Source organism: Paraburkholderia sp. BL21I4N1 (genome assembly GCF_002973525.1).
Taxonomy (GTDB): domain Bacteria; phylum Pseudomonadota; class Gammaproteobacteria; order Burkholderiales; family Burkholderiaceae; genus Paraburkholderia.
In genome coordinates this window covers 149585-173975 of record NZ_PVEN01000001.1, presented here as the reverse complement: position 1 = coordinate 173975, position 24391 = coordinate 149585, and the positions used below count along the sequence as shown (strand labels likewise).

At 63.5% G+C, this 24391-nt stretch carries 23 protein-coding genes; 14 read left to right on the top strand and 9 right to left on the bottom strand.

Features of this window, described 5'->3' with window-relative positions; genetic code table 11:
• The first annotated feature begins 11 nt into the window (after positions 1-11).
• The 10 genes from B0G83_RS00805 to B0G83_RS00760 all read left to right on the top strand — a co-directional run bounded on the left by B0G83_RS00805 (position 12) and on the right by B0G83_RS00760 (position 11407).
• On the top strand, positions 12-863 hold the full coding sequence (locus B0G83_RS00805; RefSeq protein WP_105505545.1) for an enoyl-CoA hydratase family protein: 852 nt from the start codon (positions 12-14) through the stop codon (positions 861-863).
• 1 nt (position 864) lies between these two features.
• Positions 865-2073: an acyl-CoA dehydrogenase family protein gene (locus B0G83_RS00800; RefSeq protein WP_105505544.1), complete on the top strand. Its 1209-nt coding sequence runs from the start codon at positions 865-867 to the stop codon at positions 2071-2073.
• Positions 2070-2513, top strand: coding sequence for a thioesterase family protein (locus B0G83_RS00795; RefSeq protein ID WP_105505543.1), 444 nt, complete (start codon positions 2070-2072; stop codon positions 2511-2513). The genes B0G83_RS00800 and B0G83_RS00795 overlap by 4 nt, the downstream gene beginning before the upstream one ends.
• On the top strand, positions 2510-2905 hold the full coding sequence (locus tag B0G83_RS00790; protein ID WP_105505542.1) for a RidA family protein: 396 nt from the start codon (positions 2510-2512) through the stop codon (positions 2903-2905). The genes B0G83_RS00795 and B0G83_RS00790 overlap by 4 nt, the downstream gene beginning before the upstream one ends.
• A gap of 122 nt (positions 2906-3027) precedes the next feature.
• On the top strand, positions 3028-4668 hold the full coding sequence (locus tag B0G83_RS00785) for an AMP-binding protein (RefSeq protein ID WP_105505541.1): 1641 nt from the start codon (positions 3028-3030) through the stop codon (positions 4666-4668).
• An 84-nt stretch (positions 4669-4752) separates the two neighbouring features.
• Positions 4753-5430, top strand: coding sequence for a glutathione S-transferase (locus tag B0G83_RS00780; protein ID WP_105505540.1), 678 nt, complete (start codon positions 4753-4755; stop codon positions 5428-5430).
• Positions 5431-5615: 185 nt separating this feature from the next.
• Positions 5616-7109 carry a DHA2 family efflux MFS transporter permease subunit gene (locus B0G83_RS00775; protein ID WP_105505539.1) on the top strand — a complete coding sequence of 498 codons (1494 nt, stop codon included), beginning with the start codon at positions 5616-5618 and terminating at the stop codon, positions 7107-7109.
• Positions 7110-7204: 95 nt separating this feature from the next.
• Positions 7205-8038 carry an AraC family transcriptional regulator gene (locus B0G83_RS00770; protein ID WP_105505538.1) on the top strand — a complete coding sequence of 278 codons (834 nt, stop codon included), beginning with the start codon at positions 7205-7207 and terminating at the stop codon, positions 8036-8038.
• Positions 8039-8148: 110 nt separating this feature from the next.
• Complete coding sequence (locus B0G83_RS00765; protein WP_105505537.1) at positions 8149-10185, top strand: M3 family metallopeptidase; 2037 nt, start codon at positions 8149-8151, stop codon at positions 10183-10185.
• A gap of 139 nt (positions 10186-10324) precedes the next feature.
• Positions 10325-11407 (top strand): serine hydrolase, encoded by a 1083-nt coding sequence (locus B0G83_RS00760; protein ID WP_181156649.1) that lies wholly within the window; start codon positions 10325-10327, stop codon positions 11405-11407.
• A gap of 21 nt (positions 11408-11428) precedes the next feature.
• On the opposite strand, the gene B0G83_RS00755 is transcribed toward B0G83_RS00760, so the two are convergent.
• Complete coding sequence (locus B0G83_RS00755) at positions 11429-12193, bottom strand: ParA family protein (protein WP_105505535.1); 765 nt, start codon at positions 12191-12193, stop codon at positions 11429-11431.
• A gap of 88 nt (positions 12194-12281) precedes the next feature.
• Positions 12282-12998: an AraC family transcriptional regulator gene (locus tag B0G83_RS00750; RefSeq protein ID WP_181156648.1), complete on the bottom strand. Its 717-nt coding sequence runs from the start codon at positions 12996-12998 to the stop codon at positions 12282-12284.
• 133 nt (positions 12999-13131) lie between these two features.
• Here B0G83_RS00750 and B0G83_RS00745 point away from each other — a divergent pair, with 133 nt between their 5' ends.
• Positions 13132-13806 carry a class I SAM-dependent methyltransferase gene (locus B0G83_RS00745; protein ID WP_105505533.1) on the top strand — a complete coding sequence of 225 codons (675 nt, stop codon included), beginning with the start codon at positions 13132-13134 and terminating at the stop codon, positions 13804-13806.
• A gap of 6 nt (positions 13807-13812) precedes the next feature.
• Here B0G83_RS00745 and B0G83_RS00740 read toward each other — a convergent pair whose 3' ends face one another.
• The 6 genes from B0G83_RS00740 to B0G83_RS00715 form a co-directional block, all read right to left on the bottom strand.
• The gene (locus B0G83_RS00740) at positions 13813-14571 is read right to left on the bottom strand and encodes a GGDEF domain-containing protein (protein WP_105505532.1); all 759 of its coding nucleotides are present in this window, start codon (positions 14569-14571) and stop codon (positions 13813-13815) included.
• A gap of 11 nt (positions 14572-14582) precedes the next feature.
• Positions 14583-14969, bottom strand: coding sequence for a DUF1987 domain-containing protein (locus B0G83_RS00735; RefSeq protein WP_105505531.1), 387 nt, complete (start codon positions 14967-14969; stop codon positions 14583-14585).
• 20 nt (positions 14970-14989) lie between these two features.
• Positions 14990-15553: a SiaB family protein kinase gene (locus B0G83_RS00730; protein WP_105506512.1), complete on the bottom strand. Its 564-nt coding sequence runs from the start codon at positions 15551-15553 to the stop codon at positions 14990-14992.
• A gap of 14 nt (positions 15554-15567) precedes the next feature.
• Positions 15568-16683 (bottom strand): SpoIIE family protein phosphatase, encoded by a 1116-nt coding sequence (locus tag B0G83_RS00725; RefSeq protein WP_105505530.1) that lies wholly within the window; start codon positions 16681-16683, stop codon positions 15568-15570.
• Between the two features lie 301 nt (positions 16684-16984).
• Entirely contained in the window at positions 16985-18583 is a 1599-nt protein-coding gene (locus tag B0G83_RS00720; protein WP_219848992.1) for an FAD-dependent monooxygenase, read from the bottom strand.
• A gap of 211 nt (positions 18584-18794) precedes the next feature.
• Positions 18795-19712, bottom strand: a complete 918-nt coding sequence (locus B0G83_RS00715; protein WP_181156646.1) for an AraC family transcriptional regulator — start codon at positions 19710-19712, stop codon at positions 18795-18797.
• Between the two features lie 101 nt (positions 19713-19813).
• On the opposite strand from B0G83_RS00715, the gene B0G83_RS00710 reads away from it, so the two are divergent.
• From B0G83_RS00710 to B0G83_RS00700, 3 genes are all read left to right on the top strand, one after another.
• Complete coding sequence (locus B0G83_RS00710; protein ID WP_105505528.1) at positions 19814-20563, top strand: SDR family oxidoreductase; 750 nt, start codon at positions 19814-19816, stop codon at positions 20561-20563.
• Positions 20564-20619: 56 nt separating this feature from the next.
• Positions 20620-21378: an SDR family oxidoreductase gene (locus B0G83_RS00705; protein WP_105505527.1), complete on the top strand. Its 759-nt coding sequence runs from the start codon at positions 20620-20622 to the stop codon at positions 21376-21378.
• 68 nt (positions 21379-21446) lie between these two features.
• Complete coding sequence (locus B0G83_RS00700; RefSeq protein WP_105505526.1) at positions 21447-22055, top strand: septal ring lytic transglycosylase RlpA family protein; 609 nt, start codon at positions 21447-21449, stop codon at positions 22053-22055.
• 19 nt (positions 22056-22074) lie between these two features.
• Here the strand turns inward: B0G83_RS00700 and B0G83_RS00695 are convergent, their stop codons facing one another.
• Complete coding sequence (locus B0G83_RS00695) at positions 22075-24228, bottom strand: ATP-binding protein (RefSeq protein ID WP_181156645.1); 2154 nt, start codon at positions 24226-24228, stop codon at positions 22075-22077.
• Positions 24229-24391: the final 163 nt, after the last annotated feature.

Here is a 24391-nt window from a genome sequence, read left to right as displayed (position 1 = left end):
TGGAGACACCCATGACACGATCCAACGCCGACGCGCTGCTGGCCGGCAACCGCCTGACGCTCGCCGGTTACGAAGCCCAACACTTCGGTTGGCACGTCGCCGACAAGGTCGCGACGATCACGCTGAACCGCCCCGAGCGCAAGAACCCGCTGACCTTCGAGTCGTATGCGGAGTTGCGCGATCTGTTCCGTCAATTGACCTACGCGACCGACGTCAAAGCCGTGGTGATTCACGGCGCGGGAGAGAACTTCTGCTCCGGCGGCGACGTACACGACATCATCGCCCCGCTGATCGATCTGCCGATGCCGGAATTGCTGCTCTTTACGCGCATGACCGGCGACCTCGTCAAAGCCATGCGCCATTGCCCGCAACCCGTCATCGCCGCCGTGGACGGCGTCTGCGCCGGCGCCGGCGCGATTCTCGCGATGTCGTCCGATATGCGCCTCGGGACTGCCCGCAGCAAGCTCGCGTTTCTGTTCTCGCGCGTCGGCCTCGCCGGCTGCGACATGGGCGCTTGCGCGATCCTGCCGCGCATCATCGGTCAGGGACGCGCCGCCGAATTGCTGTTCACGGGTCGCTCGGCAAGCGGTGAAGAAGGTCACGCATGGGGTTTCTACAACCGCCTGTGCGATCCCGCCGCGCTGCTTGAAGACGCGCGGAAACTCGCCGCCGATCTGGTCGCCGGCCCGACTTTCGCGCACGGCATCACGAAGAAGATGCTGCACCAGGAATGGAGCATGAGCATCGACGAAGCGATCGAATCCGAAGCGCAAGCGCAGGCGATCTGCATGAGCACGCGCGACTTCGAGCGCGCGTACAGCGCGTTTGCCGCGAAATCGCGTCCCGTGTTCGAGGGAGACTGACTTGAGCGCCGACAACCATACGGATCTGCATAGCGCGTTGGCGTGGCCGTTCTTCGAGCCGCGCCACCGCGAACTGGCCACGGGTATCGAAGCGTGGTGCCGGGCGAATCTCGGCCATGAATCGCACGACGACGTCGACGCCACCTGCCGTCGTCTGGTGCGTGAACTCGGCGTGGCCGGTTGGCTGAAATACGGCGTGGGCGGCGTGGCCTACGGCGGCCACGGCGATACGATCGACACACGCGCCGTCTGTCTGCTGCGCGAAACGCTCGCCAAACATTCCGGCCTGGCCGACTTCGCGTTGGCGATGCAGGGGCTCGGTTCGGGCGCCATCTCGCTTGGCGGCACGCATGAGCAAAAAACGCGCTACCTGCCGCGCGTTGCCAACGGCACGGCGCTCGCCGCGTTCGCATTGTCGGAGCCTGAGGCCGGATCGGACGTCGCAGCCATGTCGCTGTCCGCGCGCGAAGACGGCGACGCGTACGTGCTCGACGGCGACAAGACGTGGATCTCGAACGGCGGCATCGCGGATTTCTACGTGGTGTTCGCGAGAACCGGCGAAGCGCCGGGCGCACGCGGCATCACCGCGTTTATCGTCGACGCGGATACACCTGGGCTCGAGATCGCCGAACGGATCGACGTGATCGCACCGCATCCGCTCGCGCGCCTGCATTTCGCGGGCGCACGCGTGCCGCGCAGCCAGATGCTCGGCGCGCCGGGCGAGGGTTTCAAACTTGCAATGCGCACGCTGGATATTTTCCGCACGTCGGTGGCGGCCGCGTCGCTGGGATTCGCGCGTCATGCCATGGCGGAAGGTCTTGCGCGCGCTGCGTCGCGCAAAATGTTCGGGCAGACGCTCGGCGATTTTCAACTGACGCAAGCCAAGCTTGCACAGATGGCATTGACGATCGACAGCAGCGCGCTGCTCGTCTACCGCGCCGCCTGGTTGCGCGATCAGGGCGCCAACGTCACGCGCGAAGCCGCCATGGCGAAGTGGCAGGCCAGCGAAGGCGCGCAGCAGGTGATCGACGCGGCCGTGCAACTTTTCGGCGGCATGGGCGTGCAGCGCGGCACCGCGGTCGAGATGCTGTATCGCGAGATTCGCGCGCTGCGCATTTACGAAGGCGCGACCGAGGTGCAGCAGTTGATCATCGGCCGCGATCTGTTGAAGGCGCGCGCCGCCGATGCCGCCCGGGGTGATACGAAATGAACGCGTCTTTCGAAAGGCCCGTGCGTATCCGCTTCTCGCACTGCGACCCGGCGGGCATCGTGTTCTTTCCGCAGTATCTGGTGATGACCAACGCGCTGGTCGAGGACTGGTTCAACGAAGGCCTGCACGTCGACTACGCAACGATGATTAGTCAGCGCCGCGTCGGCCTGCCGATCGTCAAGCTCGACTGCGAGTTTTCGCGGCCGAGTCAGATGGGCGAAACGATCACGCTAACGCTCAACGTGGCGGCAATCGGCCGGCGTTCCATCTCCATCGAGATTGTTGGCCATTGCAACGGCGAGACCCGTTTCCGCGCGAAACAGGTGCTGGTGACGACGTCGCTCGAACGCGGCGTCTCTATCGACATTCCCCCGGACATCGCGAGCGCGCTCGCGGCGTTCGCCCCTCAGCCCGACTCCATCGAGGCGCATCGCTCATGAAAAAAGCTCTTCTCCCCGCCGGCTGGATCAAACCGCGCGGCTACGCGAACGGCGTCGCGGCCACCGGCACACAAGTGTTCATCGCCGGCCAGATCGGCTGGGACGAACAGGCGCGCTTCCAGACCAGCGACTTCGCCGCCCAAGCCATCCAGGCGCTCAAGAACGTCATGGCCGTACTGCACGAAGCGGGCGGTACACCGGAGCATCTGGTGCGAATGACGTGGTACGTCACGGACAAACGCGAATACCTCGCGGCACTGAAGGACATTGGCCGCGCGTTTCGCGAGTTGATCGGCGACTACGACATCGCGATGAGCGCGGTGCAGGTCGTCGCGCTGATCGAAGACGAAGCCAAGGTCGAAATCGAAGCGACCGCGGTGATTCCGCGGTAACGCCGTACGCCGCATACGCAAGCAACACGCAAGCAGCACGCAACAACACGCAAACGCAGCACGAGAAAGCCCACCAAGCCCACCGCAGCGCATTCAGCCGGCACACCGCCCCGGAGACCATGATGGAACCGTCAGCACACGTCGATACCTTCGCGCGCGACAATCTTCCGCCGCAGGATCAATGGCCTGTCTTTCTGCTGGACAACCCGGACGTGGCCTACCCTGCGCGGCTGAACTGCGCGACGGAGCTGCTCGACAGAAGTATCGAAGCGGGCCACGCGGATCATCCGGCGATCTGGTCGGAAGAGGACGGCAAGCCGCACGCCACCACGTACGGCGAATTGCTCGCGCTGGTGAATCGCAGCGCTCACGTGCTGGTCGATGAAATGGGATTGCAGCCGGGCAACCGGGTACTGCTGCGCGGCCCCAACACGTTGCATATGGCAATCACCGCGCTCGCGGCGCTGAAAGCCGGGTTGGTCGTGGTGCCGACCATGCCGCTGCTGCGCGCCAAGGAACTGAAGCAGATCATCGAGAAAGCGCAGGTCGGCGCGGCGTTGTGCGACGCGCGCCTGACCGAGGAACTGGCGCGCTGCACCGATCCTCACGACGAGTTCTACTGCGCGGGCCTGAAGCAAACGCGCCTCTTTCACGACGACGCCGCCGATTCGCTCGATACGCTGGCCATCAACAAGCCCGACGATTTCGCCGCCTGCGATACCGCCGCCGACGACGTCTGCCTGATCGCCTTCACGAGCGGCACGACCGGCGCGCCGAAGGGCTGCATGCACTTTCATCGCGACGTCGTGGCTATGTGCGATCTGTTTCCGCGTCACGTGCTGAAGCCGACGTCGAGCGATATCTTCTGCGGCACGCCGCCGCTCGCGTTCACGTTCGGGTTGGGCGGGTTGTTGTGCTTTCCGCTGCGCGCGGGTGCCTCCACGGTGCTGATCGAAAAACTGACGCCGGAAACGTTGCTGCAAACCGTCGAACGTTTTCACGCGACCGTGATGTTCACCGCGCCGACGTTCTACCGGCAGATGGCGCCGCTCGTCGCGCATCACGACCTATCGACGTTGAAGAAAACTGTCTCGGCGGGCGAGGCCTTGCCTGATTCGACGCGGCGTTTGTGGCACGACGCGACCGGCATCGACATGATCGACGGCATTGGCGGCACCGAGCTGATCCACATTTTCATTTCCGCGCAGGGCGACACGATCCGCCCGCACGCGATCGGCCGCGCGGTGCCGGGTTACGTCGTGCAAGCTGTCGACGACGACATGCACCCGGTCGCGCCTGGCACGATCGGCAAACTCGCGGTGCGCGGCCCAACCGGCTGCCGCTATCTCGCCGACGAGCGGCAACAGAAGTTCGTGCGCGACGGCTGGAATCTGCCGGGCGATTCGGTCTATCTCGACGAAGACGGCTACGTGTTCTACCAGGCGCGCGCCGACGACATGATCGTTTCCGCCGGTTACAACATCTCCGGTCCCGAAGTGGAGAGCGTGCTGTTGCAACACGAAGCGGTCGCCGAATGCGGCGTGATCGGCGTGCCCGACGACACGCGCGGGCAAATCGTCAAGGCGTTCGTGGTGCTCAATCCCGGTTACGAGCCGGACGCCCAAATGATCGCCCTGCTGCAGGATTTCGTGAAAAACAGCATGGCACCGTATAAATACCCGCGCGTGATCAGCTTCGTCGGCGCGCTGCCGCGCACCGAAACCGGCAAGCTCAAACGTTTCGAGCTGCGGTCCATGGCCTAAGTCGAACCCGGAGACGTAACTAGAGCCCCGCCTCTGCGTAACGCCCCTATGATGTGACACTCCACTGGCTACCGTCCTCGACCCATGCTGACTGTCCATCATCTGAACAACTCCCGTTCGCAACGCGTGTTGTGGCTGCTCGAAGAACTCGGCGTTCCGTACGAGATCAAGCGTTACCAGCGCGACCCGAAAACCATGCTGGCACCGCCGGAATTACGCGCGGTGCATCCGCTCGGCAAATCGCCCGTTATTACCGACGACGGCCAGACCATCGCCGAATCGGGCGCCATCATCGAATATCTGATCGGCAAATACGGCCAGGGCCGCTTTGCGCCGGCGCCGGGCACGCCCGAGCATCTGCGCTACACGTACTGGCTGCACTACGCGGAAGGCTCGGTCATGCCGCCGCTGCTGCTGAAACTGGTGGCGCTGCGCATTGCCGGCGCACCGATGCCGTTCTTCGCGAAGCCGATTGCCCGCAAGATTGCCGCGACGCTGCAATCGACCTTTATCGACCCGCAGTTGAAGTTGCATCTCGGCTACATCGATAAGGAATTGAGCGCGACCGGCTGGTTCGTCGGCAACGACTTCACCGCCGCCGACGTGCAGATGAGCTTCCCGCTCGAAGCCGCCACCGCGCGCGGCGGCATGGAAGGGCAGATTCCCGCGATTGCCGGCTTCCTGAAGCGCATTCACGCGCGACCGGCTTATCAGCGTGCGCTGGAGCGCGGCGGCAAATACGAAATCGTCGGCGGCGACTGATCGGCGCAGCACCCAGAAACTCGTAGTTGTGACGCGAAAGTGCCGGGTGCTAAACTGAAATTCCTATTGTCATCAACGGGTTGCCGGCGTTTCTTGCGCTGAACGGCGGCCGATCCGTTATCCGCGCGAACCGGCGGGGTGCATCCCCCAGGAAGTCGGTCGGCAGCGGCACAGGAGCTCCCCGCATGCCCCATTCCCTCCACGGCAGGCAACGCTGGCTGGCGCTGATCGTTCTATGCCTCGGCGTGTTGATGATTGTGCTCGACACCACGATCGTGAACGTCGCGTTGCCGTCCATCGCGGCAGATCTCGGCTTTACCGAAACGTCGCTCGTCTGGGTGGTCAATGCGTACATGCTGACCTTCGGCGGCTGCCTGCTGCTCGGCGGGCGGCTCGGCGATCTGTACGGCCATCGCAGGCTGTTTCTCGGCGGCATTACGCTGTTCACGCTGGCGTCGCTCGCTTGCGGCATGGCGAACTCGCAAGGGCTGCTGGTCTGCGCGCGTGCCGTGCAGGGTTTGGGTGGCGCGATCGTGTCCGCGGTGTCGCTGTCGCTCATCATGAATCTGTTCACCGAACCCGGCGAGCGCGCCAAAGCCATGGGCGTGTACGGCTTCGTATGCGCGGGCGGCGGCAGCATCGGCGTATTGCTCGGCGGCCTGCTGACCAATCTGCTTAGTTGGCACTGGATCTTTCTCGTCAATCTGCCTATCGGCATTGCCGTTTACGCGCTGTGTGTCGCGCTGCTGCCGTCCGCGCGCGGTCATGCTCACGGCGAACGGCTCGACGTGGCGGGCGCGGTGTCGGTCACGGCGTCGCTGATGCTCGCCGTCTATGCCGTGGTGAACGGCAACGAAGCGGGTTGGACCTCCCTGCAAACGCTTGGCTTGCTGTTCGCGGCGCTGGCGTTGCTCGCCGTATTCCTCGTCATCGAAGCGCGCGTCCCGCATCCGTTGATGCCGCTCGCACTATTCCGCTTGCGCAATGTCGCGACCGCGAATGGGGTCGGCGTGTTGTGGGCCGCCGCGATGTTCGCGTGGTTCTTCATCTCGGCGCTGTATCTGCAACGTGTGCTCGGTTATCGGCCGCTGCAGGTCGGGCTCGCGTTTCTGCCCGCCAACTTGATCATGGGCTTCTTTTCGCTGGGTTTGTCGGCGCGGGTGGTGATGCGTTTCGGCCTGCGTATTCCGCTTGCGGTCGGCCTGCTGGTCGCCGCGTGCGGCCTCGCGTTGTTCGCGCGCGCACCGGTGGGCGGCAGCTTCGTGATCGACGTGATGCCGGGCATGATCCTGCTCGGCTTCGGTGCCGGCATCGCGTTCAATCCCATGCTGCTGGCCGCCATGAGCGACGTCGATCCGAGCGACTCGGGTCTCGCTTCCGGTATCGTCAATACGTCGTTCATGATGGGCGGCGCGCTTGGTCTCGCGGTGCTGGCGAGCCTCGCCGCCGCGCGCAGCGACGCGATGCAAGCGTCGCAAGGCGCCGTGGCGGCGCTCAATAGCGGCTATCACCTCGCGTTTCTGGTCGGCGCGATTTTCGCGGCGTCGGCGGGCGTGTTGGGCGGGTTGCTGCTGCGTCCGGGTCAGCAAGCGGCCGTGAGCGCAACGCAGGAACACGATGCCACACCGTCAGCGCGCTCATCCGTCGCGCAGAGCAAAGCGGCGGCGCAGAACCCATAAATTCTTTCATCTGAACGGCTGCAAAAGCGCAATTCCGATCAAATGGGTCTGTGCGCCATTGGCTAAGCTGGTCTCATGCTGATGTGAGAGCCGATATGGACCCGGTTGGAAAAGCGCTCTGGTTTATCGAAAGTCACTTTGCCGACGAGTTGACGCTCGACGACATTGCCGACTGCGGCTGCGTATCGCGCTTTCATATGGCGCGTGCTTTCGAAGCGGCCACCGGGCTGTCGGTCATGCGCTACGTTCGCGCACGTCGTTTGAGCGAGGCCGCGCGGCGTCTTGCCGGCGGTGCGCCCGACATTCTGGCGGTCGCGATCAATGCCGGTTACGGCTCCCACGAAGCATTCACGCGTGCGTTTCGCGAGCAATTCGGACTCACACCCGAAGCGCTGCGCGCGCGATGTCATCTCGACAACCTTGCTCTCGTGGAGCCGATCAAAATGGACGAAACTCCTCTCACGCATCTGGAGCCGCCGCGCTTTGTGGACGGCGAGCCGTTACTCGTCGCCGGTTTAAGCGAGCGCTATACGTGCGACACCAGCGCCGCGATTCCGTCGCAATGGCAGCGCTTCAACGCCGACTTCGGCAAGGTGTCGGGACAGGTGGGCGGCGTCGCCTACGGCGTCGGCTACAACGCCGACGAAGCCGGCAATTTCGACTATCTGTGCGGCGTCGAGGTGAGCGACTTTTCGGCCTTGCCGGCAACGTTCAGCCGCGTGCGGATTCCCGCGCAACGGTATGCGGTGTTCAGCCATCGCGAGCATGTGTCGACGATTCGCCGCACCATGAATACGATCTGGAATCAATGGCTGCCGGCGTCGGGACACACGCCGGCGGATGCGCCTCATTTCGAGCGCTACGACGAGAAATTCGATCCGGTTAGTGGTATGGGTGGGTTGGAGATCTGGTTGCCGTTAAAGAGCTGATTCGTAGCGGTAGTGGAACGCTTTAGCATCGGTTTCCTTGCGCTCACCAGTCGACTGCAATGTCTTATCATGTCAGCTCCTGGACCCTGACGCCCACAAGGCAGATCGCGATGACAGACCACAGCAACCCGCTGTTGAAAGACTGGCAAACCCCTTATCAACTGCCGCCGTTCGCGCAGATCAAGCCGGAGCACTTTGCGCCGGCTTTCGCCGTCGTATTCGCGGCGCATCTCGCGGAAATCGACGCGCTGGCCACCAATCCGGCCGCCCCCACGTTCCACAACACCGCAGTCGCGTTCGACGCCGCCGGCGCAGGGCTGAATCGCGTGCGCCTCGTCTTTGAAAACCTGTGCTCGTCGGAATCGTCGCCGGCGTTGCAGGCGGTGGAACGCGACATGGCGCCGCTGCTGGCCGCGCACGACAGCCAGGTTTCCCTGCATGCCGGCTTCTTTGCCAGACTGAACGCGGTGCACCGGCAGGCCGCCACGCTGGAGTTGAACGAAGAACAGCAACGCCTGCTGCAACGACTGCATACCGATTTCGTCCGCACCGGCGCCCTGCTGGAAGGCGCCGCCCGCGAGCGCTTCGCCGCGATCGCGGAGCGGCTCGCCGAGCTGTACACCCGCTTCGCGCAAAACGTCCTCGCCGATGAATCCAGTTACCAGTTGCCGCTGAGCACCGAGGCCGACCTCGCGGGTCTGCCCGATTTCCTTCGCCAAGCCGCGCGAAGTGCAGCTCAGGAACGCGGCGTCGACGGCTATGTCATCACGCTTTCGCGTTCGCTGGTGCAGCCGTTTCTCACATGGTCCACGCGTCGCGATTTGCGCGAAGCCGCATGGCGCGCATGGACCGGCCGCGGCGAAACGCCCGAACGGGACAACCGCCCGCTGGCACGCGAAATCCTGGTATTGCGCGCGGAACAGGCGCGTCTGCTGGGCTACGACAACTACGCGGCCTACGCACTGACCGACCGCATGGCGGGCGAACCCGCCGCCGTGTATGACCTGTTCAGCCAGGTGTGGGAACCGGCCAAGGCGAGCGCCGAGCAGGAGCGTCAGGCGCTGGTCGCGCAGGCCGCCGCACTCGGCGAACCCACCGACATCGAACCATGGGATTGGTACTACCTCGCCGAGAAAGTGCGCGTGGCCCGCTACGCGCTGGACGACGCGGAAGTGAAACCGTACTTCAGCCTCGATGCCATGCTGAACGCCATGTTCGATTGCGCCAGCCGCCTGTTCGGGGTTCGCTTCGTCGAACAGACCGGCGTGCCGCTGTATCACCCCGACGTGCGCCTGTGGGAAGTGCGGCGCGGCGACGAGCTGATCGGTGTGTTCCTCGGCGATAACTTTGCACGGCCGAACAAGCAGGGTGGCGCGTGGATGAGCGTCTATCGGACTCAGACGCGCAACGGTGGCAAAGCGATTCCGCTGGTGGTGAACAACAACAATTTCGCGCGCGGTGGCAACGGCCCGACGCTGCTCAGTTTCGACGACGTCCGCACGCTGTTCCACGAGTTCGGCCATGGGCTGCATGGCTTGTTGTCAAATGTGACGTATGGACGTCTGGCCTGCACCAACGTGCCGCGAGACTATGTCGAACTGCCGTCGCAGCTCATGGAAAACTGGGCCACCGTGCCGGAAGTGCTGGCAAAGCACGCACGCCATGTGACGACCGGCGAGCCGATTCCCGCTGCGCTGATCGAGCGTATTCGTGCTTCGCAGACGTTCAATCAAGGGTTTGAGACGGTGGCGTACGCGTCGTCGGTGCTGGTCGATATGGCGCTGCATCTGCATGAAGATCCGGCGAGTATCGACATTGCCGATTTCGAAGCGCGCGAGTGCGAGCGTCTCGGCGTGCCGCGTGAAGTGGGCATGCGTCACCGACTACCTCACTTCGGGCATGTTTTTGGCGGCGCGTATTATGCCGCAGGTTACTACGTCTACATGTGGGCGGAAGTGCTGGAAGCCGAGGCGTTCGACGCGTTTGAAGAAACCGGCGATGCCTTCGAGCCGGTGTTGGCCGACAAGCTGCAGCGTTACGTCTATAGCGCCGGGGATAGCCGCGAACAGCGTGCTGCGTTCCGCGCGTTCCTTGGCCGCGATCCTAAGGCGGCGTCGATGTTGCGCAAACGGGGCTTGCTGGCCTAGTGGTCGCAAGGCGCCGCTGACATACATCGAAGCGACAGCGAGCCAAACCGTGACGGAGAGGGGAAATATGTCAGGTCCGCGCCAAACGAGCCGGCAAGGCGGAACATCTCGCCTGCTTATCACCGCGGGAATCGTATCGATGCTCGGCGCATGTGCCTCGGGGCAACCCTCGGCATCGTCATCGGCGCCGTCTTCAGACACGTCCAACCCTTCATCCCCGTTTCCCGGCATCGACTGGACGCAAGCGGCGCCGACCACGCAGGGCTTCTCGCAGGAAGGTATCGATCGTGCGGTCGCCTACGCCCAACAGCAAGGTTCGACATCCGGCATGATCGTCCACAACGGCGTGGTCGTGGCCGAATGGGGCGACGTATCGAGAAGATCGAACCTCTATTCGGCGCGCAAAAGCTTCATGAGCGCACTGATCGGCATCGCGGTCGAACGTGGCCAGATACACCTCGACGACACGCTGGCGCAGCTCGGTGTCGACGACAACGAGCCGGCGCTTTCGCCGACCGAGAAGCAGGCCACCGTGCGCATGCTGCTGGAGGCGCGCTCAGGCGTCTATCACCCGTCCGTGTACGAAACGGCGGAAATGCAGGCGGCCAAACCGCCACGCTATAGCCATCCGCCCGGTACGTTCTGGTACTACAACAACTGGGACTTCAATACGGTCGGCGCGATCTACGCGAAGGCCGCCGGTACGGACATTTTCCAGGCCCTTAAGACGGAGATCGCGAACCCGATCGGTATGCAGGATTACCGGCCATCGGATGGTCACTATGTGTCCGGCGGTCTTGCCACGCGCTATCCCGCCTATCTGATCGACATGAGCGCGCGCGATCTTGCCCGTTTCGCGCTGCTGTATCTGCATGATGGCCGTTGGCGCGACCGGCAGATCGTGCCGGCGCAATGGGTCGCCGAATCGACGCAATCGTATTCGGACACGGCAACTGGCGGTTACGGCTACATGTGGTGGACGAGCCTGCCGGCAAACCGGCCTCGCGGCCCGAAAGCAGCGCTGCTAAGGCCCACGTTCTGGGCCGATGGCCACCTGGGTCAATATGCCGTCGTCGTACCGTCGCTCGATCTGGTGGTGGTGAACCGGATCGATTCGCGCCTCACGTCGAAGCGCATGGGGCAACTGAAAATGGAGAAGCTGGTGTGGTTGACCGAGTCCGCGCAAAATGCGAGCGGGATCGGTCCTGAACCCGCCAACTAAAGCTGGAACGAAAGCTTCCCGCTATGCGCTCAGTTCCCGATGCAACGCGCGATATTCCTGCGAGAGCTTATGCCCCGGATCGAGGTGAATGACGGGCTTCGCCTGCTGGTGTGACTCGCGAATCTTCACCGACGAAGACAGTCGCGAAGCCAGCACCGGCAAGCCCTCGGCGACGAGTTCATCAACCAGTTGCTGCGGCAGGCTCGCACGCGGTTGAAACTGGTTGATGACGATACCTTCCACTTCCAGCGCGTCGTTATGATCCTGCTGGATCTCCTTCACATTTTCCAGCAACGTGTACAGCGCGCGGCGGGAGAAGTCGTCGCAGTCGAACGGAATCAGACAACGTTCGACGGCAATCAGCGCGGAGCGGGTATAGAAGTTCAGCGCCGGCGGCGTGTCGATATAAATGGCGTCGTATCTATCGAGCTCGTTGAGCGCATCACGCAGTTTGTAGATCTTGTAGCGCGATTCCAGCTTGCCGTGCAACGCGTCGAGGTCGGCATGGGCAGGCATGACGTCCAGATTCTCGAACGGCGTTGGATGAATGAACGACGTGATTTCCACGGGTTTGAAGCTGAACGTCAGCGCGGTTTCGAAGAAACCGGCAACGGTCGGATGCGCCTCGCCGGTCTTGGCGCCGAGCAGGTATTGACTTGAATTCGCCTGCGCATCCAGATCGATCACCAGCGTGCGCAGACCCTCGCTGGCGCTGATGGCCGCCAGGTTGCACACGATCGTCGATTTACCTACGCCACCTTTCTGATTGAATACGACGCGCCGCATATTCTCCCCTTGCACGGAAGCTAACCCGAAGACCCCAGCATACCTGAGTCGTGTGTCTCGGGACGCCGCGCGCCAGGCTATTTTCCGGCTAGCCGCTCGCTGCTGTTTCGCAAAACGTCACGCTAACGCGGCCACGCTCGAACAGGAACGACGGCGCAATGCCGAACATCGCGCGAAACGTACGCGATAGATGCGCCGAGTCGGCAAAACCCGCCGCATGCGCCGCGCGGGTCAGGCTCGATCCGCGCATGGCCTCTTCCATCGCCGCGCGAAGGCGGCACCACAAAACGTAACGTCGCAACGGCACGCCGGTCGCGGCGCGAAAGCGATGCGCGAGCCGGCCGGGCGAGCGATGCACAGCCTCGGCCAGCGCCGCCAACGTAATCGTTTCATCGAGACGCTCGCGGACCAGCGCGCAAACCTGCAAGACGAGAACATCCTCGGCCGACGCGCCGTGCGCCGGCGCTCCGATCAGACTGTCCACCAACGACTGCGCGGCAACGGCATCGCCGGCGGCGGCATCGCGCGCGAGAGCCCGCAACCGCGGGTCAAACGGCAACGCCGCCAGACCGGCGCTTTCGCGGCCGTTAAAGCGAGCCCATTCGGTACTCTCGGGCTCCAGATACAACACGGCCGAGGTGCCGAACGCGGAGTGAGCGTGCGGGACATCGGGCGGAATGAGCAACAGATCGGCGTGGTGCATGCCGCTTTGCGGCGACTCGAAGACAACCGGCCCGTCGAGACCGAACGCGATCTGCGCCAGATGATGCCGGTGCAAGTCCGACGCGTGAGCGGGCGCCAGCATGAGCAGGCGCTGCGGCCAAACATAAAGGCGAAAGGGAGTCGCAGACATATCAGCCAGTTTATTCAAGTGCGGAGAGCATGACCGCGCGCATGCTGGCGCCTCGATCCCTAACCCGCGTCCTCGAGGTGCATGAATGTCTTCCGATAACGGCTATATCCACGCGCTGCGCTTCGCTTCCCTGACCGCGCTATACGACCCCGTCGTTGCGATGACGTCCCGCGAGCGGACGTTCAAATCGGCGCTGCTCGACGGCGTTGCGCTGCAACCGGAACAACGCGTGCTCGACGTGGGTTGCGGTACGGGAACGTTAGGCTGCATGGTAGCGCAGCGCGAACCGGCGCTGGAGATGCATGGCATCGACGGCGATCCGGCGATTCTGGCGCGCGCCCGGCGCAAGTCGGTGGAACGTGGAGTGTCGGTCAACTTCTCGCACGCAATGTCGGCCGAGCTACCGTTTCCCGACAGTCATTTCGACAGCGTGCTATCGAGCCTTTTCTTCCATCACCTGGATTACGACGCCAAACAGCGCACGTTAGCTGAAATACATCGAGTGCTGAAGCCGGCCGGACGGTTGCATATCGCCGACTGGGGTGCCGCGCAGGACTCGCTGATGCGCGCGGCGTTTCTCATCATTCAACTGGTGGACGGTTTCCGCACGACGCAAGACAACGTCCGCGGCAAATTGCCGGGCATGGTTGAGCAGGCGGGATTCAAGGAGGTTCACGTCGACGGACGATTCCGCACGATGCTCGGTACCATCGAGATCGTGCGCGCCGAGAAATCTCACGCTACCCCGACCTCGTGCTAAGCCGCTTCAATCCTCGCCCGCCACCGCCTGCGACGCCAGTTGCTGATCGGCGAACTCCACGCGATCGCGCCCACCGCGTTTCGCTTTGTACAAAGCGGAATCGGCCAACCCGTACGCCGTGTCGAAATCGGTTCGCATCGCATTGGCGCTGACGCCGAAGCTGGCCGTAATGCGACGATTCACGGGCGCCGCGAACACATGACTTCCGATCGCCGCGCGCATCTTCTCCGCCAACTGCAATGCGTCGGCGAGATTGTGCCCCGGCAACAGCACCGTGAACTCTTCGCCGCCAACCCGGCCGATCACACCCCGATCGCCGACAATGCGCCGCAAGCAATCGACGATGCCGAGAATCACGGCGTCGCCAACCGGATGGCCGAAGTCGTCGTTGACCTTCTTAAACTCGTCGATATCGAGCAGTATCATCACGGCGCGATCCACTCGCAGCGCCTTGATGGTGCGCTCGATCACCGCACTGCGGTTCAGCACATCGGTCAACGCATCGTGCGTCGCGCGATATTGCAACTGCTGGGTCAGCGCATGCATCTCGCGCTCGGCGCGGTCGCTGCGTCCAATCAGGCGGCGCGTTTCGCGCATCAGCCGCTCGAAATGCCCGATCAGTTCAGCCAACGCCAGGCGGGACTGTTCGGCGTCCGCGTCGGCATTCGCATGAATCGCGCGGGCCTTCTCCAGCGCCTCGCTCTCGTTCCGGAACAGGTCCGGCGCGTCGTTCGAAGGTGTGTCCGAAGAGGAAGTTGACACCACCGTAACCGTCCTTATGTCGCCACCGGGCAATCGGTAAACTGGATCGCCGTGAAATCGGCCTGCAATTCTTCACCGAATTCGAGAATGGTTTCGTCTTCGGCGTCGCGGAACCACCGCACGAGGACCTGATTGCCCGCCGAAGCCGCCTGATCCAGTGCATCGAACACGCTGAACAGCATTTTCGTGCTCGAACTGTTGAAGTACGTGAGCGTGACCTCGACCGTGATCGTGGCGTCGTGACTACCCGCCAGGTAGGCGCGCAGCTGCTCGATGATAGGGGCATAGAACGCGGCCGCATTCTCGGGATACGACTCGCCCCGGAACGTCAGCATGTTCTGATCGAATTGAAAATCGACTTCCGGCGACGTCGTCGTGGCCGCAATATAAAGATTATCCATGGCGCGTACTCGTCACTGGGTCAGATGATGGTCTTGAGGCAAAACAGCGTGGTTTCCGGGGCATCCACACGCGGATAAAAAGCGAACTCCAGCGGAGCGCTGGCGTCGCGTGCCATGGTCAGGAACCCGAGCCCCGCGCCTTTGCTTTCTTCCGGCGTATCCGCGCGCAGCGTCAGCTTGTAGGCCTGCTTGATTTCCTCGAACGACATGTTGCGCAACGGTTCGAGCCTTTCGCGCAGACTACTCACCGCCGACGTCGCAATCGGATTCATGCACAGCATCAGATGACGCTCGCCCTCCGTGCTGATGCACACCGCGCCCTCGCGAATTGCGCCGCCCTCGACGCCGCCCTCGACCAGCGAGTCCGACGAATAGTGGACGATATTCTGCGCGAGTTCGATAAACGACGAAAACAATTTGCGCCGGGTCGGTCCGCTGACCCCCGCCACTTCCAGTTGCAATTTCACGACTTCGCTCATGGCCGCGACGATGCTGTGAGAGAAGTAGCCTTTATGATAAAAAATCAGGTTGCGCCGCTGAGCGAGTTCAAAGAATGCGGCATCCTGTTCGAGGAGTTCAAACATGTTCATGGACTACCCTAAACGCGTGCAAAAAAGAGCGTGACGTCATCGCGGCGCGCCTGGGCGCCCTGCCATTCGGCCAAGGCGCGCTGCAGACCTGCGCAGATGACGGATAACGGTTGAACGCGGTTCTCGACAATGAGGCCGAGCGCCCGACGCTTTCCAAAAGCGATTTTTCGCGGACCGCCGATCTGATCGATCAATCCATCTGTCGAAACGAACAGCAGGCTGCCTGGCGGAAGCTCAACGGTGTTCAGCGCCCACGCGTAGTCCGCCTGACTGTCCACGTAACCCACGCCCATGCGCTCGCCCGCAATACTGTCGAACGCCTCGGCATCGGGCCGCAAAACGTGCAACGCAATACGTGCGCCGGAAAAATGCAATTGCCGCGCTTGCGCGTCGAACCAGAAGAACGCGGCGTCGAGGCCGTCGTTCGACTGCGGCGACTCGCCCGCCCCGTGCTCCTGACCGAGCAGACCCTTGACGTTGCGATTGACCGCCGCCAGCAGCGCGGCCGGGTCGCGCGGCCCGATCCGTTCGAGCGCCTGCGACAGCGAAGCCGAGGCCAGCAGCGTCATGAAGGCGCCGGGCACGCCGTGGCCGGTACAGTCGGCGACGGCGCAGAACCATCCATCGGGAAACGACGCAAAATGATAGAAGTCGCCGCCCACCACGTCACGCGGCTCCCAGACGAGGGCGGCATCCGCCAGCATGGACGACAACGCGTCGCGCGAAGCACGCAGCATGGCTTGCTGGATCACGCTCGCATATTCGATGCTCTGCATGATCTGACGGTTCTTTTCCGCCTGCACTTCGGCCACGGCGCCCAATAACTGAAAGCCGCTCGCCAGGCCGACGAAGCGGCCCTGCCGCGTCACGATGAAACCGTCGGACAGCGCCTTGTTGCCCGCCTCGACCGTCTTGAACGTCAGCGCCTCGATGCTCATGTCGGCGTCGACGATGAGCGGCTCCTTGTCCATGAAGGCGATACAGCTTTTCTTGTCGTAGAGCTCGCGATGAAACGGCTTGCTCATTTGCGACAGGAAAATATCGCGGTTAATCAGTCCGATCGGGCGATCGCCTTCCACCACGGCCAAACTGCCCATGTCACGCCGTGCATAGAAAATCTCCATGGCGAGGGAGTTTGAATCGGCGGCATCGACAGCGGGAAATTCCTGACACAAATCGCCGGCGCAACGCGGGCTTGCGGTGACTCCGGGGCGACGAAACTGCGCAAGCGCGGGGTGCATTTCGAGACTACCCGATGAACAAGAAATGAGCACGCTAATGCGTCTATATGTCAGTTTCGTTACGGTCAATAATTAAAGAAAGCCTCCTCCAAAGTGAAACGGGAGGTCGATTCGCTGAAAGGCCTGTTGCAAACGTTTTCCTCTTTGTTATTAACTTTTTGCGATTATTTGAGCGTGCGTTGCATCACGACGACTCAGGCGTGGCGGTGCTCCGTGAGCAGACGACGTCCCGGAGATAACGCTCCAGCAAGGTCACGTCCGTCGACGTGCCCCGCAACGCGATCACCTGGTCGGGGCGAATCAGCACCCATCCCTCGCCTTCGAAGCCGTAGCGCCGGCGCGCGTCGCCCGCCGGGTCGTCGGCGGTATCGAGCGTGACGCTTTGAACCGCGTCGGCGAACGGCGCGACGATGGCTTCGGCACGCCGCGCCTCGCTGCCGCGAAACACGACCAACGTGTGACGTGCATCCAGCAGCGGCCATAGCGTCCGCTGCTGCCCGTCGCTGGCCTGAGTCCAATGCAGATCGAGCGCACGCGTCCCCGGAAAACCGCGCGACGGATGCGCCGGCGCGCCGCCGAGCGCGACCAGCGGACCATCGTGATAGGTGATGTCCGTCTCGGCCATCTCGGTTCGCAAACGCTCCTGCAATGCCGGCAGGTGATCGAGCACGGACACCGCCGCGTCGCGCGCAAGACGCGCCAGCGGATGCGGCGCCATGCCGACATGCAGCAGTCGCGCCGCGTTGTCGATCACACGGCGCGCCACGGGCCGCCGCTCGGCCTCGTAACTGTCGAGCAGCGTGGCGGCCTCGCCGCGCCCCTGGAGCACGTAGGCTAGCTTCCAGCCGAGGTTCGCCGCGTCCTGTATGCCCGTGTTCATACCCTGCCCGCCCGCCGGACTATGAATATGCGCGGCGTCGCCGGCGAGAAACACGCGCCCCTCGCGATAGCGTGCCGCGAGCCGCTCATTGATGCGGAAAGTCGATAACCAGCCGGGCTCCGACAGCGTCGCGTTCGGTGGCCCGTGGCGCGTCACCTTCTGCTGGAGTTCATCGAGCGTCGGCGGCTCGTCGCCTCGCGACGCCGCGTCGTGGCCGACGCGGCGGCTGATTACGCGCCACACGTCATGCGCGAACGGAAACAGCGCGACCGTGCCGCCGTCGTGCCACCAGATGTGAATGCTGTGCTGATCGAGCTCGGCGCCTGCGATACGTACGTCCCCGAGCAGATAGGTGTCGGGTTCCGTATCGCCTTCGAACGCGATATCGAGGGCGTGTCGCACCGCGCTGCGCGCGCCGTCTGCGCCGACCAGCCACGATGCGGCCGCTTCCTCGATCCGGCCGTCCGCCTGTTTTAGCGTGGCCGTCACGGTATCGGCTGTCTCGCTCAGACCGGTCAGCTCTACACCACGCTCGATCACGCCGCCCATCTCGACAAAGCGCGCCGTGAGAATCGCTTCGGTGCGCGACTGCGGCAGCAGGAGCGGTTCGGGATGCGCACTGTCGATGCCGTCTTTCATGGACACGCGCGCCAAGCGCCGCGCGCCGTCGCCGAAGGTCACCGCGCTCATGGCGACGGCCGCCTCGTCGAACGCCGCTTCAACGCCGAGGCTGCTCAGCAGTTCCAGGCTCGCCGGCCACACCGCGAGCGCTTTCGACAGGTCCGCGGGTTGCTCCAGCCGGTCGATCACCCGCACCGCGATGCCGTAATGGCGTAGCGTCAGCGCCAGTGTCAAACCGGTCGGCCCGGCGCCGACGATCAAAACCGGAACGCGATAATCCATGGCCAGTTCCTCGCAAAAGTGGGCGGGCATCGGCGTGGCGGAGCGTGATCGACGATCGGACGGCGGCGCGGATGCACGACAGTACCCTCAGCCTGGTAATCTTTGGCACGGAACGCAAGGGCTAATGCTGGGCACGACATAGGCCCGGCGCATGACCTGTTTCCCGCCATGCGAAGTTTTCGTGGCGGTCGAACCGAACCGGCCGCCCGTCTTACGCGTCGTTCGCGACCGCCTGTTCCTCACGCGCGTATTGCGCAGGCGGCCGGCCGACGTGCCGCGTGAACGCCACGCTGAAGGTGCTGGCCGAGCTGTAGCCGACGCGCTGCGCCACTTCGGCGACGCGGCCCTCGTTGCGGCGCAGCAGGTCTTTTGCGAGCGCCATGCGCCACGCGAGCAGGTATTCCATCGGCGCGACGCCGACTGCACGGCTGAAGCGCTCGAAAAACGTCGACCGCGACAGCGCGGCTTCTTTCGCGAGTTCCGCCACCGTCCACGCGTGTGTGGGGCGTTCGTGCATGCCACGGATCGCTGCCGCGAGCCGGCTGTCGGCGAGTCCGCGCACCAGACCCGGCGATGCGTTCGTTCCCGCCGTTGAGCGCAGCGCCTCGATCAACAGCACTTCCAGCAGCCGCGACAGCACGACCTCGCGCGCGGGCCGCTGCTCCTGCGATTCCTCGCGCACCAGTTGCACCAGCGTGGCCAGCCGATGCTCGCCGCGAACGCGCACGATTTGCGGCAGTAGCGAAACCAGCAGCGACGCATCCGGCGAGCCGAAGCGGCAGTGGCCCGCCATCATGCGCGTGTCGATCGGGCGGTCCGGCGCGCCGATCCGGTATTCGCCGCTGCCGAGCGCGACCGGGACCGACGTCTCGATGCCCGACGGCGGCGCTTCGAGGCTGGCGATCGCGACGCCGTATGCCGCGGGAATCAGGACGAAATCGCCGGACAGCAGTTCGAGCGGCGCGTGTCCGTCGATCGTGATGCGGCACCCGCCTTCGAGAATCGCGCAGTAGAACGGCTGGCCCGCATCCGAACGACTGACCCGCCAGGGGCTCGCGCTGTGGACGAGTTTGGAGAACCGCGCGCTGGGTTGCAGCAACGTCACGACTTCGGCCAAGGGATCGATCATCGCCGGACTCCTGCCAATGAAATTCGGATTGTCGATTGTAGCGAGTACGGCGCTGGCGATCTATCGTATGAGCACACCCCACCCCAATCATCGGAGTTTCCATGAAAACCGTGCTGATTACCGGCTGCTCTTCCGGCTTCGGCCTCGAAATCGCCCGCTACTTTCTCGCGCGGGACTGGCAAGTCATCGCCACCATGCGCACGCCGCGCGCCGACGTGCTGCCGGCTTCGGAGCGCCTGCGTGTGCTGGCGCTCGACGTCACGAATCCGGACAGCATTCGCGCAGCCGTCGAGGCCGCAGGTCCGATCGACGTGCTCGTCAACAACGCGGGTTTCGGCGCGGCGTCACCGGCCGAACTCGTGCCGCTCGAGACGGTGCGCGAGGTCTTCGAGACCAATACCTTCGGCACGATTGCGTTGACGCAGGCGGTGCTGCCGCAGTTTCGGCAACGTCGAGCGGGCGTGGTCGTGAATGTCACGTCGAGCGTGACGCTGAAGGCCTTGCCGCTGCTCGGCGCGTATCGCGCGAGCAAGGTCGCGGTGAACGCCTTCACCGAATCGATGGCGCTGGAACTCGAACAGTTCGGCGTGCGGGTGCGTCTCGTGCTGCCGGGACGGGCGCCCGACACGCGTTTCGGCGACAACGCGCGCGCTCACATGCACGGTTTCGACCATGAGGCTTATGCCGGCCTCGTCAGGAGCGTCTTCGCGCAGCTGCAAGATACGTCGTCGCCGATCACCCACGCACAGGACGTCGCGGAAGCGGTGTGGCGCGCGGCGACCGATCCGTCTTCGCCCTTGCGTATTCCGGCGGGCGCGGATGCCGAACAGTGGGCGGCCGAGGCTGGCTGAACGAATGATGCGCGGCTCGACTGCTTCGAGCCACGCAATACGACAAGGAGAGGCTCATGCAGGACAAACCTATTGCACTCGTCACCGGGGCGAATCAAGGCATCGGTCTTCAGATCGCCAAGGACCTCGCGGCGCACGGCTTCACGGTACTGGTCGGATCGCGGGACCTGGCGCGCGGCGAAGCAGCGGCCAGCGAGGTGGGGCCAGACGCCCGCGCGCTTCAACTCGATGTGACGGATCAGGCCTCTATCACGGCCGCGGCGGAACGTATTCGTGCGGAACTGGGCCGGCTCGACGTGCTCATCAACAACGCCGCCATTTCGAATACCAGCAAGCAGCCCGGCCAGTCCGTCGAGGAGTACGCGAAAACGACCCGCCCGAGCAACGTATCGCTCGATGAAATGCGCGCGGTGTGGGACACCAATGTGTTCGGCGTTCTCGCGGTTTATCAGGCGATGCTGCCGCTTCTGCGACGGGCGCCGGATGCCCGGATCGTCAACGTCTCGAGCGGCGTCGGCTCGCTGACGACGAACTCGGACCCCGCCTTCCCGTACCGTGCGATTTTTGGACCTGTCTATCCGGCGTCCAAGACGGCGCTCAACGCACTGACTCTAGCCATGGCTCTCGAACTGGAGCCGGAAGGAATCAAGGTCAATGCCGTTTCTCCGGGCTTCACCAAAACCAATCTCAATGGCTATGCGGGCACGGAGACGGTGGAGGAAGGGGCTCGCGAGGCGGTGCGCGTCGCGCTGCTCGGTGCGGACGGCCCAACGGGACAATTCACGCGATGGGAGAACCAGACGATTCCGTGGTGAGCGGACTTCAGGCGTCACTTTTGCTACTCAGGTCATGGCTGCTTTCGTCTGGCTGAGGAGGAGTAGCAATGGAAACGAATCTTCATACCACGGTGGGTTGGTTATCGACGCCGTTCGTCGATGCCGACTTCACTCCGCCGCAGCACAGCCGACGAGGAAAGCTTCGCACGCTTCTGCTTCTGCTTTTGCTGCTGCTTCCGCTTCTCGCGCTCTTCGACGGGTTAAGTACCGCGCTTGCGCAGCAACAACAACAGGCGTCCACCGTGGACACCACGCATGCGAACCACAAGGCCGCGAACAACGCGCCCCTCGATCGCTCCGGCAAAGCTCGCAAAGGGACAGCCTCTTACTATGGAAAGAAGTTCTACTCGAAAAAAATGGCCGACGGCACGCGGATGAATCCTCAGTCCAATGTCGCCGCCAGCAAGACGCTGCCGATCGGCACGCAGGCCAAAATCACGAACCTGGACACCGGCGCGAGTGCGGTGGTGGTGATCAAGGATCGCGGGCCCTATGTCAAAGACCGGATCGTCGATGTATCGCCCAAGACCGCCGATAAACTCGGCTTGAAAGAGAACGGCACCGCGCCGGTGGAAGTGAAGCCGGTCGAAGTCCCGCAGTCCGACGGTAGCGTGAAGCCGGGCGCGGGCGCGGTGCAAACGCCGGGCGGCAAGTAGCCGCCCGGCGGTTCCGAACTCACTGCGCCGGCAGGTTGCCGACACATTGCTGCAACACCTCGCAAAGCTGTTCGAAAGAGACGGGTTTCACCAGATGACGCTCGAATCCCGCCTCACGCGTTTTAACGCGGTCGTCCGCCTGCCCCCACCCCGTCAGCGCAACCAGTGACGTTTGCGCAAGCGTCGTGCGCGCACGCAACTCGCGAGCGAGTTGTATCCCGTCCATGTCCGGCATGCCGATGTCCAGCACCGCGACGCGTGGCTCGAATACCTTCACCGCCTCAAGCGCTTCAGCGCCGCTATGAACCACGCGGGTCGTGCAGCCGCTCATGTCGAGCAGCATGCCGAGGCTCATCGCGGAATCGACGTTGTCGTCGACGATAAGAACGCGAAGTCCTTCGAAGCGCATCGGCTCCGTTACTCGGGTGGACGATTTCACGTGTACGGGTTTCTCCACAATCGGCAGATAAACGGTGAATGTGCTCCCCAGACCTCGTCCGGGGCTTTCGACGGCAATATCGCCGCCCTGAAGTTCCATCAAACGTTTCGCGAGCGCCAGGCCGACGCCCAAGCCCTCGCCGCTAGCTTGAGGCGCGTCGAGTCGCTCGAACAATCGGAACAGCTTCGGCAAATCCGTTGCCGCGAGTCCGTTGCCGTTGTCGGATACGCGAATCACCACGCGGTTCTCGTCGCGGCCGATCTCCAGTTCGATACGACCACCGGACGGCGTGTAGCGCGCCGCGTTGTTCAGCAGATTCGACAGCACCTGCGTGAGCCGCACCTGATCGGCGTGAACGTGCAACCGCTCCGGCGGATAGCGCACGCGCAGCGCATGGCCGCCTCGATCGAGTAAAGGCCGGCTCAACTCAAGCGCCGAGCGCACGGTGTCTTCGACGTCGATCTCCGTTCGCGACAACTGCAACGCGCCGCTGCTGATGCGCGCCACTTCCATCAGATCGTCGACCAGTCGAACCATGTGATCGACTTGCCGGTCGAGCATGTCCAGGATCGGCAACGATGTTTCAGCCGCGCCCGCGCATCGCAGAATTTGCAGGCCGTGTCGAACCGGCGCGAGCGGATTGCGCAACTCATGGGCCAGCGTGGCGAGAAACTGGTCTTTCATACGGTCGGCGTCGAGCAGCTTTTCGCGGCTCTCACGGAGCGCGTGCTCCGCTTCGACGCGAGCCGTGACGTCACTGGCCGCACCGAACCACTCGACGATCTTGCCGTCGGCGTCGAACAGCGGCACCGCTCGCGAGTGCGCCCAGCCCCACGTGCCATCCACCTTTGCGACGCGATGCTCGAGCTCGAACATGGTGCGCGATTGGAGCGCCAGCTGGATCGCGCCGAGGAGCCTGGGTTGATCGTCCGCGTGGACATAGTTGCGCACCCAGTCTTCGCTGACATCGGTCGTATCGCGCAGGAAACCGCGGCCGTCCAGCGCACGCATCAATTTCCAGTCGGGACTCATGCGATAAAGCGAGTACGACGTGGCGGTGACCAATGCGCGCAGACGCGCCTCGCTCAGACGCAGGGCCTCTTCCGACCGCGCACGCTCGATCAGATCGGCCGTCAGTCGCGCCATGATGTCTATCAGGCTCAACTGGCGCTCGTCGGGTTCGTGAAAGCGGCTCCAGTGGGTGGAGATCATGCCGATGAAAGCGCCGTCGCGAGAGCGCAGCGGCGTGGACTGCATGGCCTTGATGCCGGTCTCGCGAAACACGTCGAGGTCGACCGTGTCGCAAAACGGTGCGTGGTGTTCGATATCGGCGACCACGACGCGTTCGCCACAGGCCCACGACTCGCCGCAACTGGTCGTCGATTCGATCAGGACCGTGCGCCAGTGGTCGGCCGCGTGAGCCGTGAAGCCGCTGTGCGCGAGAAGGTGCAGATGCGGTTCCTGCGTGCCCGCCGACATGTCGAGCATCTGCAGGCTGGCAAAGTCCGCGCTCATCAGCACACGGGCCGTCTCGACGACCTTGGCATAGAGCGACGGTAAATCGTGACGTTCGAGCAGCGAGAGCGATAGTTCGTGCAGCAGGCGGCTGTCGTTGAGATCGGCGGGTAGCGAGCCTAACGGCTCGGCGCTGTCGCTGCGGTTGTTGTCGCGTATGCTTGGGTCGCCGCGGAGCCGGGATTCGAGCGGCTTTACGATTCCTGGGAGTGGCGTCATTCGGCTTGGATGCGTTGATTTGGTTGATGCATTATAGGTTGAGTGCGTGAGGGGATGGCGCGCAAGGTACAGGACATAACCGTGGTGGACGCAACGGGTTTGCCTGGAGTCACGCGCTACCGACGATTGCTTCATCCACCGGATTTTTCGCTCTCTAACAGCC

Excerpts from the sequence above, each read along its gene's own strand:
- B0G83_RS00805 (WP_105505545.1), top strand. The coding sequence starts at position 12 with ATGACACGATCCAACGCCGACGCGCTGCTGGCCGGCAACCGCCTGACG.
- B0G83_RS00795 (WP_105505543.1), top strand. The coding sequence starts at position 2,070 with ATGAACGCGTCTTTCGAAAGGCCCGTGCGTATCCGCTTCTCGCACTGC.
- B0G83_RS00790 (WP_105505542.1), top strand. The coding sequence starts at position 2,510 with ATGAAAAAAGCTCTTCTCCCCGCCGGCTGGATCAAACCGCGCGGCTAC.
- B0G83_RS00785 (WP_105505541.1), top strand. The coding sequence starts at position 3,028 with ATGGAACCGTCAGCACACGTCGATACCTTCGCGCGCGACAATCTTCCG.
- B0G83_RS00780 (WP_105505540.1), top strand. The coding sequence starts at position 4,753 with ATGCTGACTGTCCATCATCTGAACAACTCCCGTTCGCAACGCGTGTTG.
- B0G83_RS00775 (WP_105505539.1), top strand. The coding sequence starts at position 5,616 with ATGCCCCATTCCCTCCACGGCAGGCAACGCTGGCTGGCGCTGATCGTT.
- B0G83_RS00770 (WP_105505538.1), top strand. The coding sequence starts at position 7,205 with ATGGACCCGGTTGGAAAAGCGCTCTGGTTTATCGAAAGTCACTTTGCC.
- B0G83_RS00765 (WP_105505537.1), top strand. The coding sequence starts at position 8,149 with ATGACAGACCACAGCAACCCGCTGTTGAAAGACTGGCAAACCCCTTAT.
- B0G83_RS00760 (WP_181156649.1), top strand. The coding sequence starts at position 10,325 with ATGCTCGGCGCATGTGCCTCGGGGCAACCCTCGGCATCGTCATCGGCG.
- B0G83_RS00755 (WP_105505535.1), bottom strand. The coding sequence starts at position 12,193 with ATGCGGCGCGTCGTATTCAATCAGAAAGGTGGCGTAGGTAAATCGACG.
- B0G83_RS00750 (WP_181156648.1), bottom strand. The coding sequence starts at position 12,998 with ATGCTGGCGCCCGCTCACGCGTCGGACTTGCACCGGCATCATCTGGCG.
- B0G83_RS00745 (WP_105505533.1), top strand. The coding sequence starts at position 13,132 with ATGTCTTCCGATAACGGCTATATCCACGCGCTGCGCTTCGCTTCCCTG.
- B0G83_RS00735 (WP_105505531.1), bottom strand. The coding sequence starts at position 14,969 with ATGGATAATCTTTATATTGCGGCCACGACGACGTCGCCGGAAGTCGAT.
- B0G83_RS00730 (WP_105506512.1), bottom strand. The coding sequence starts at position 15,553 with ATGTTTGAACTCCTCGAACAGGATGCCGCATTCTTTGAACTCGCTCAG.
- B0G83_RS00725 (WP_105505530.1), bottom strand. The coding sequence starts at position 16,683 with ATGGAGATTTTCTATGCACGGCGTGACATGGGCAGTTTGGCCGTGGTG.
- B0G83_RS00720 (WP_219848992.1), bottom strand. The coding sequence starts at position 18,583 with ATGGATTATCGCGTTCCGGTTTTGATCGTCGGCGCCGGGCCGACCGGT.
- B0G83_RS00715 (WP_181156646.1), bottom strand. The coding sequence starts at position 19,712 with ATGATCGATCCCTTGGCCGAAGTCGTGACGTTGCTGCAACCCAGCGCG.
- B0G83_RS00710 (WP_105505528.1), top strand. The coding sequence starts at position 19,814 with ATGAAAACCGTGCTGATTACCGGCTGCTCTTCCGGCTTCGGCCTCGAA.
- B0G83_RS00705 (WP_105505527.1), top strand. The coding sequence starts at position 20,620 with ATGCAGGACAAACCTATTGCACTCGTCACCGGGGCGAATCAAGGCATC.
- B0G83_RS00700 (WP_105505526.1), top strand. The coding sequence starts at position 21,447 with ATGGAAACGAATCTTCATACCACGGTGGGTTGGTTATCGACGCCGTTC.
- B0G83_RS00695 (WP_181156645.1), bottom strand. The coding sequence starts at position 24,228 with ATGACGCCACTCCCAGGAATCGTAAAGCCGCTCGAATCCCGGCTCCGC.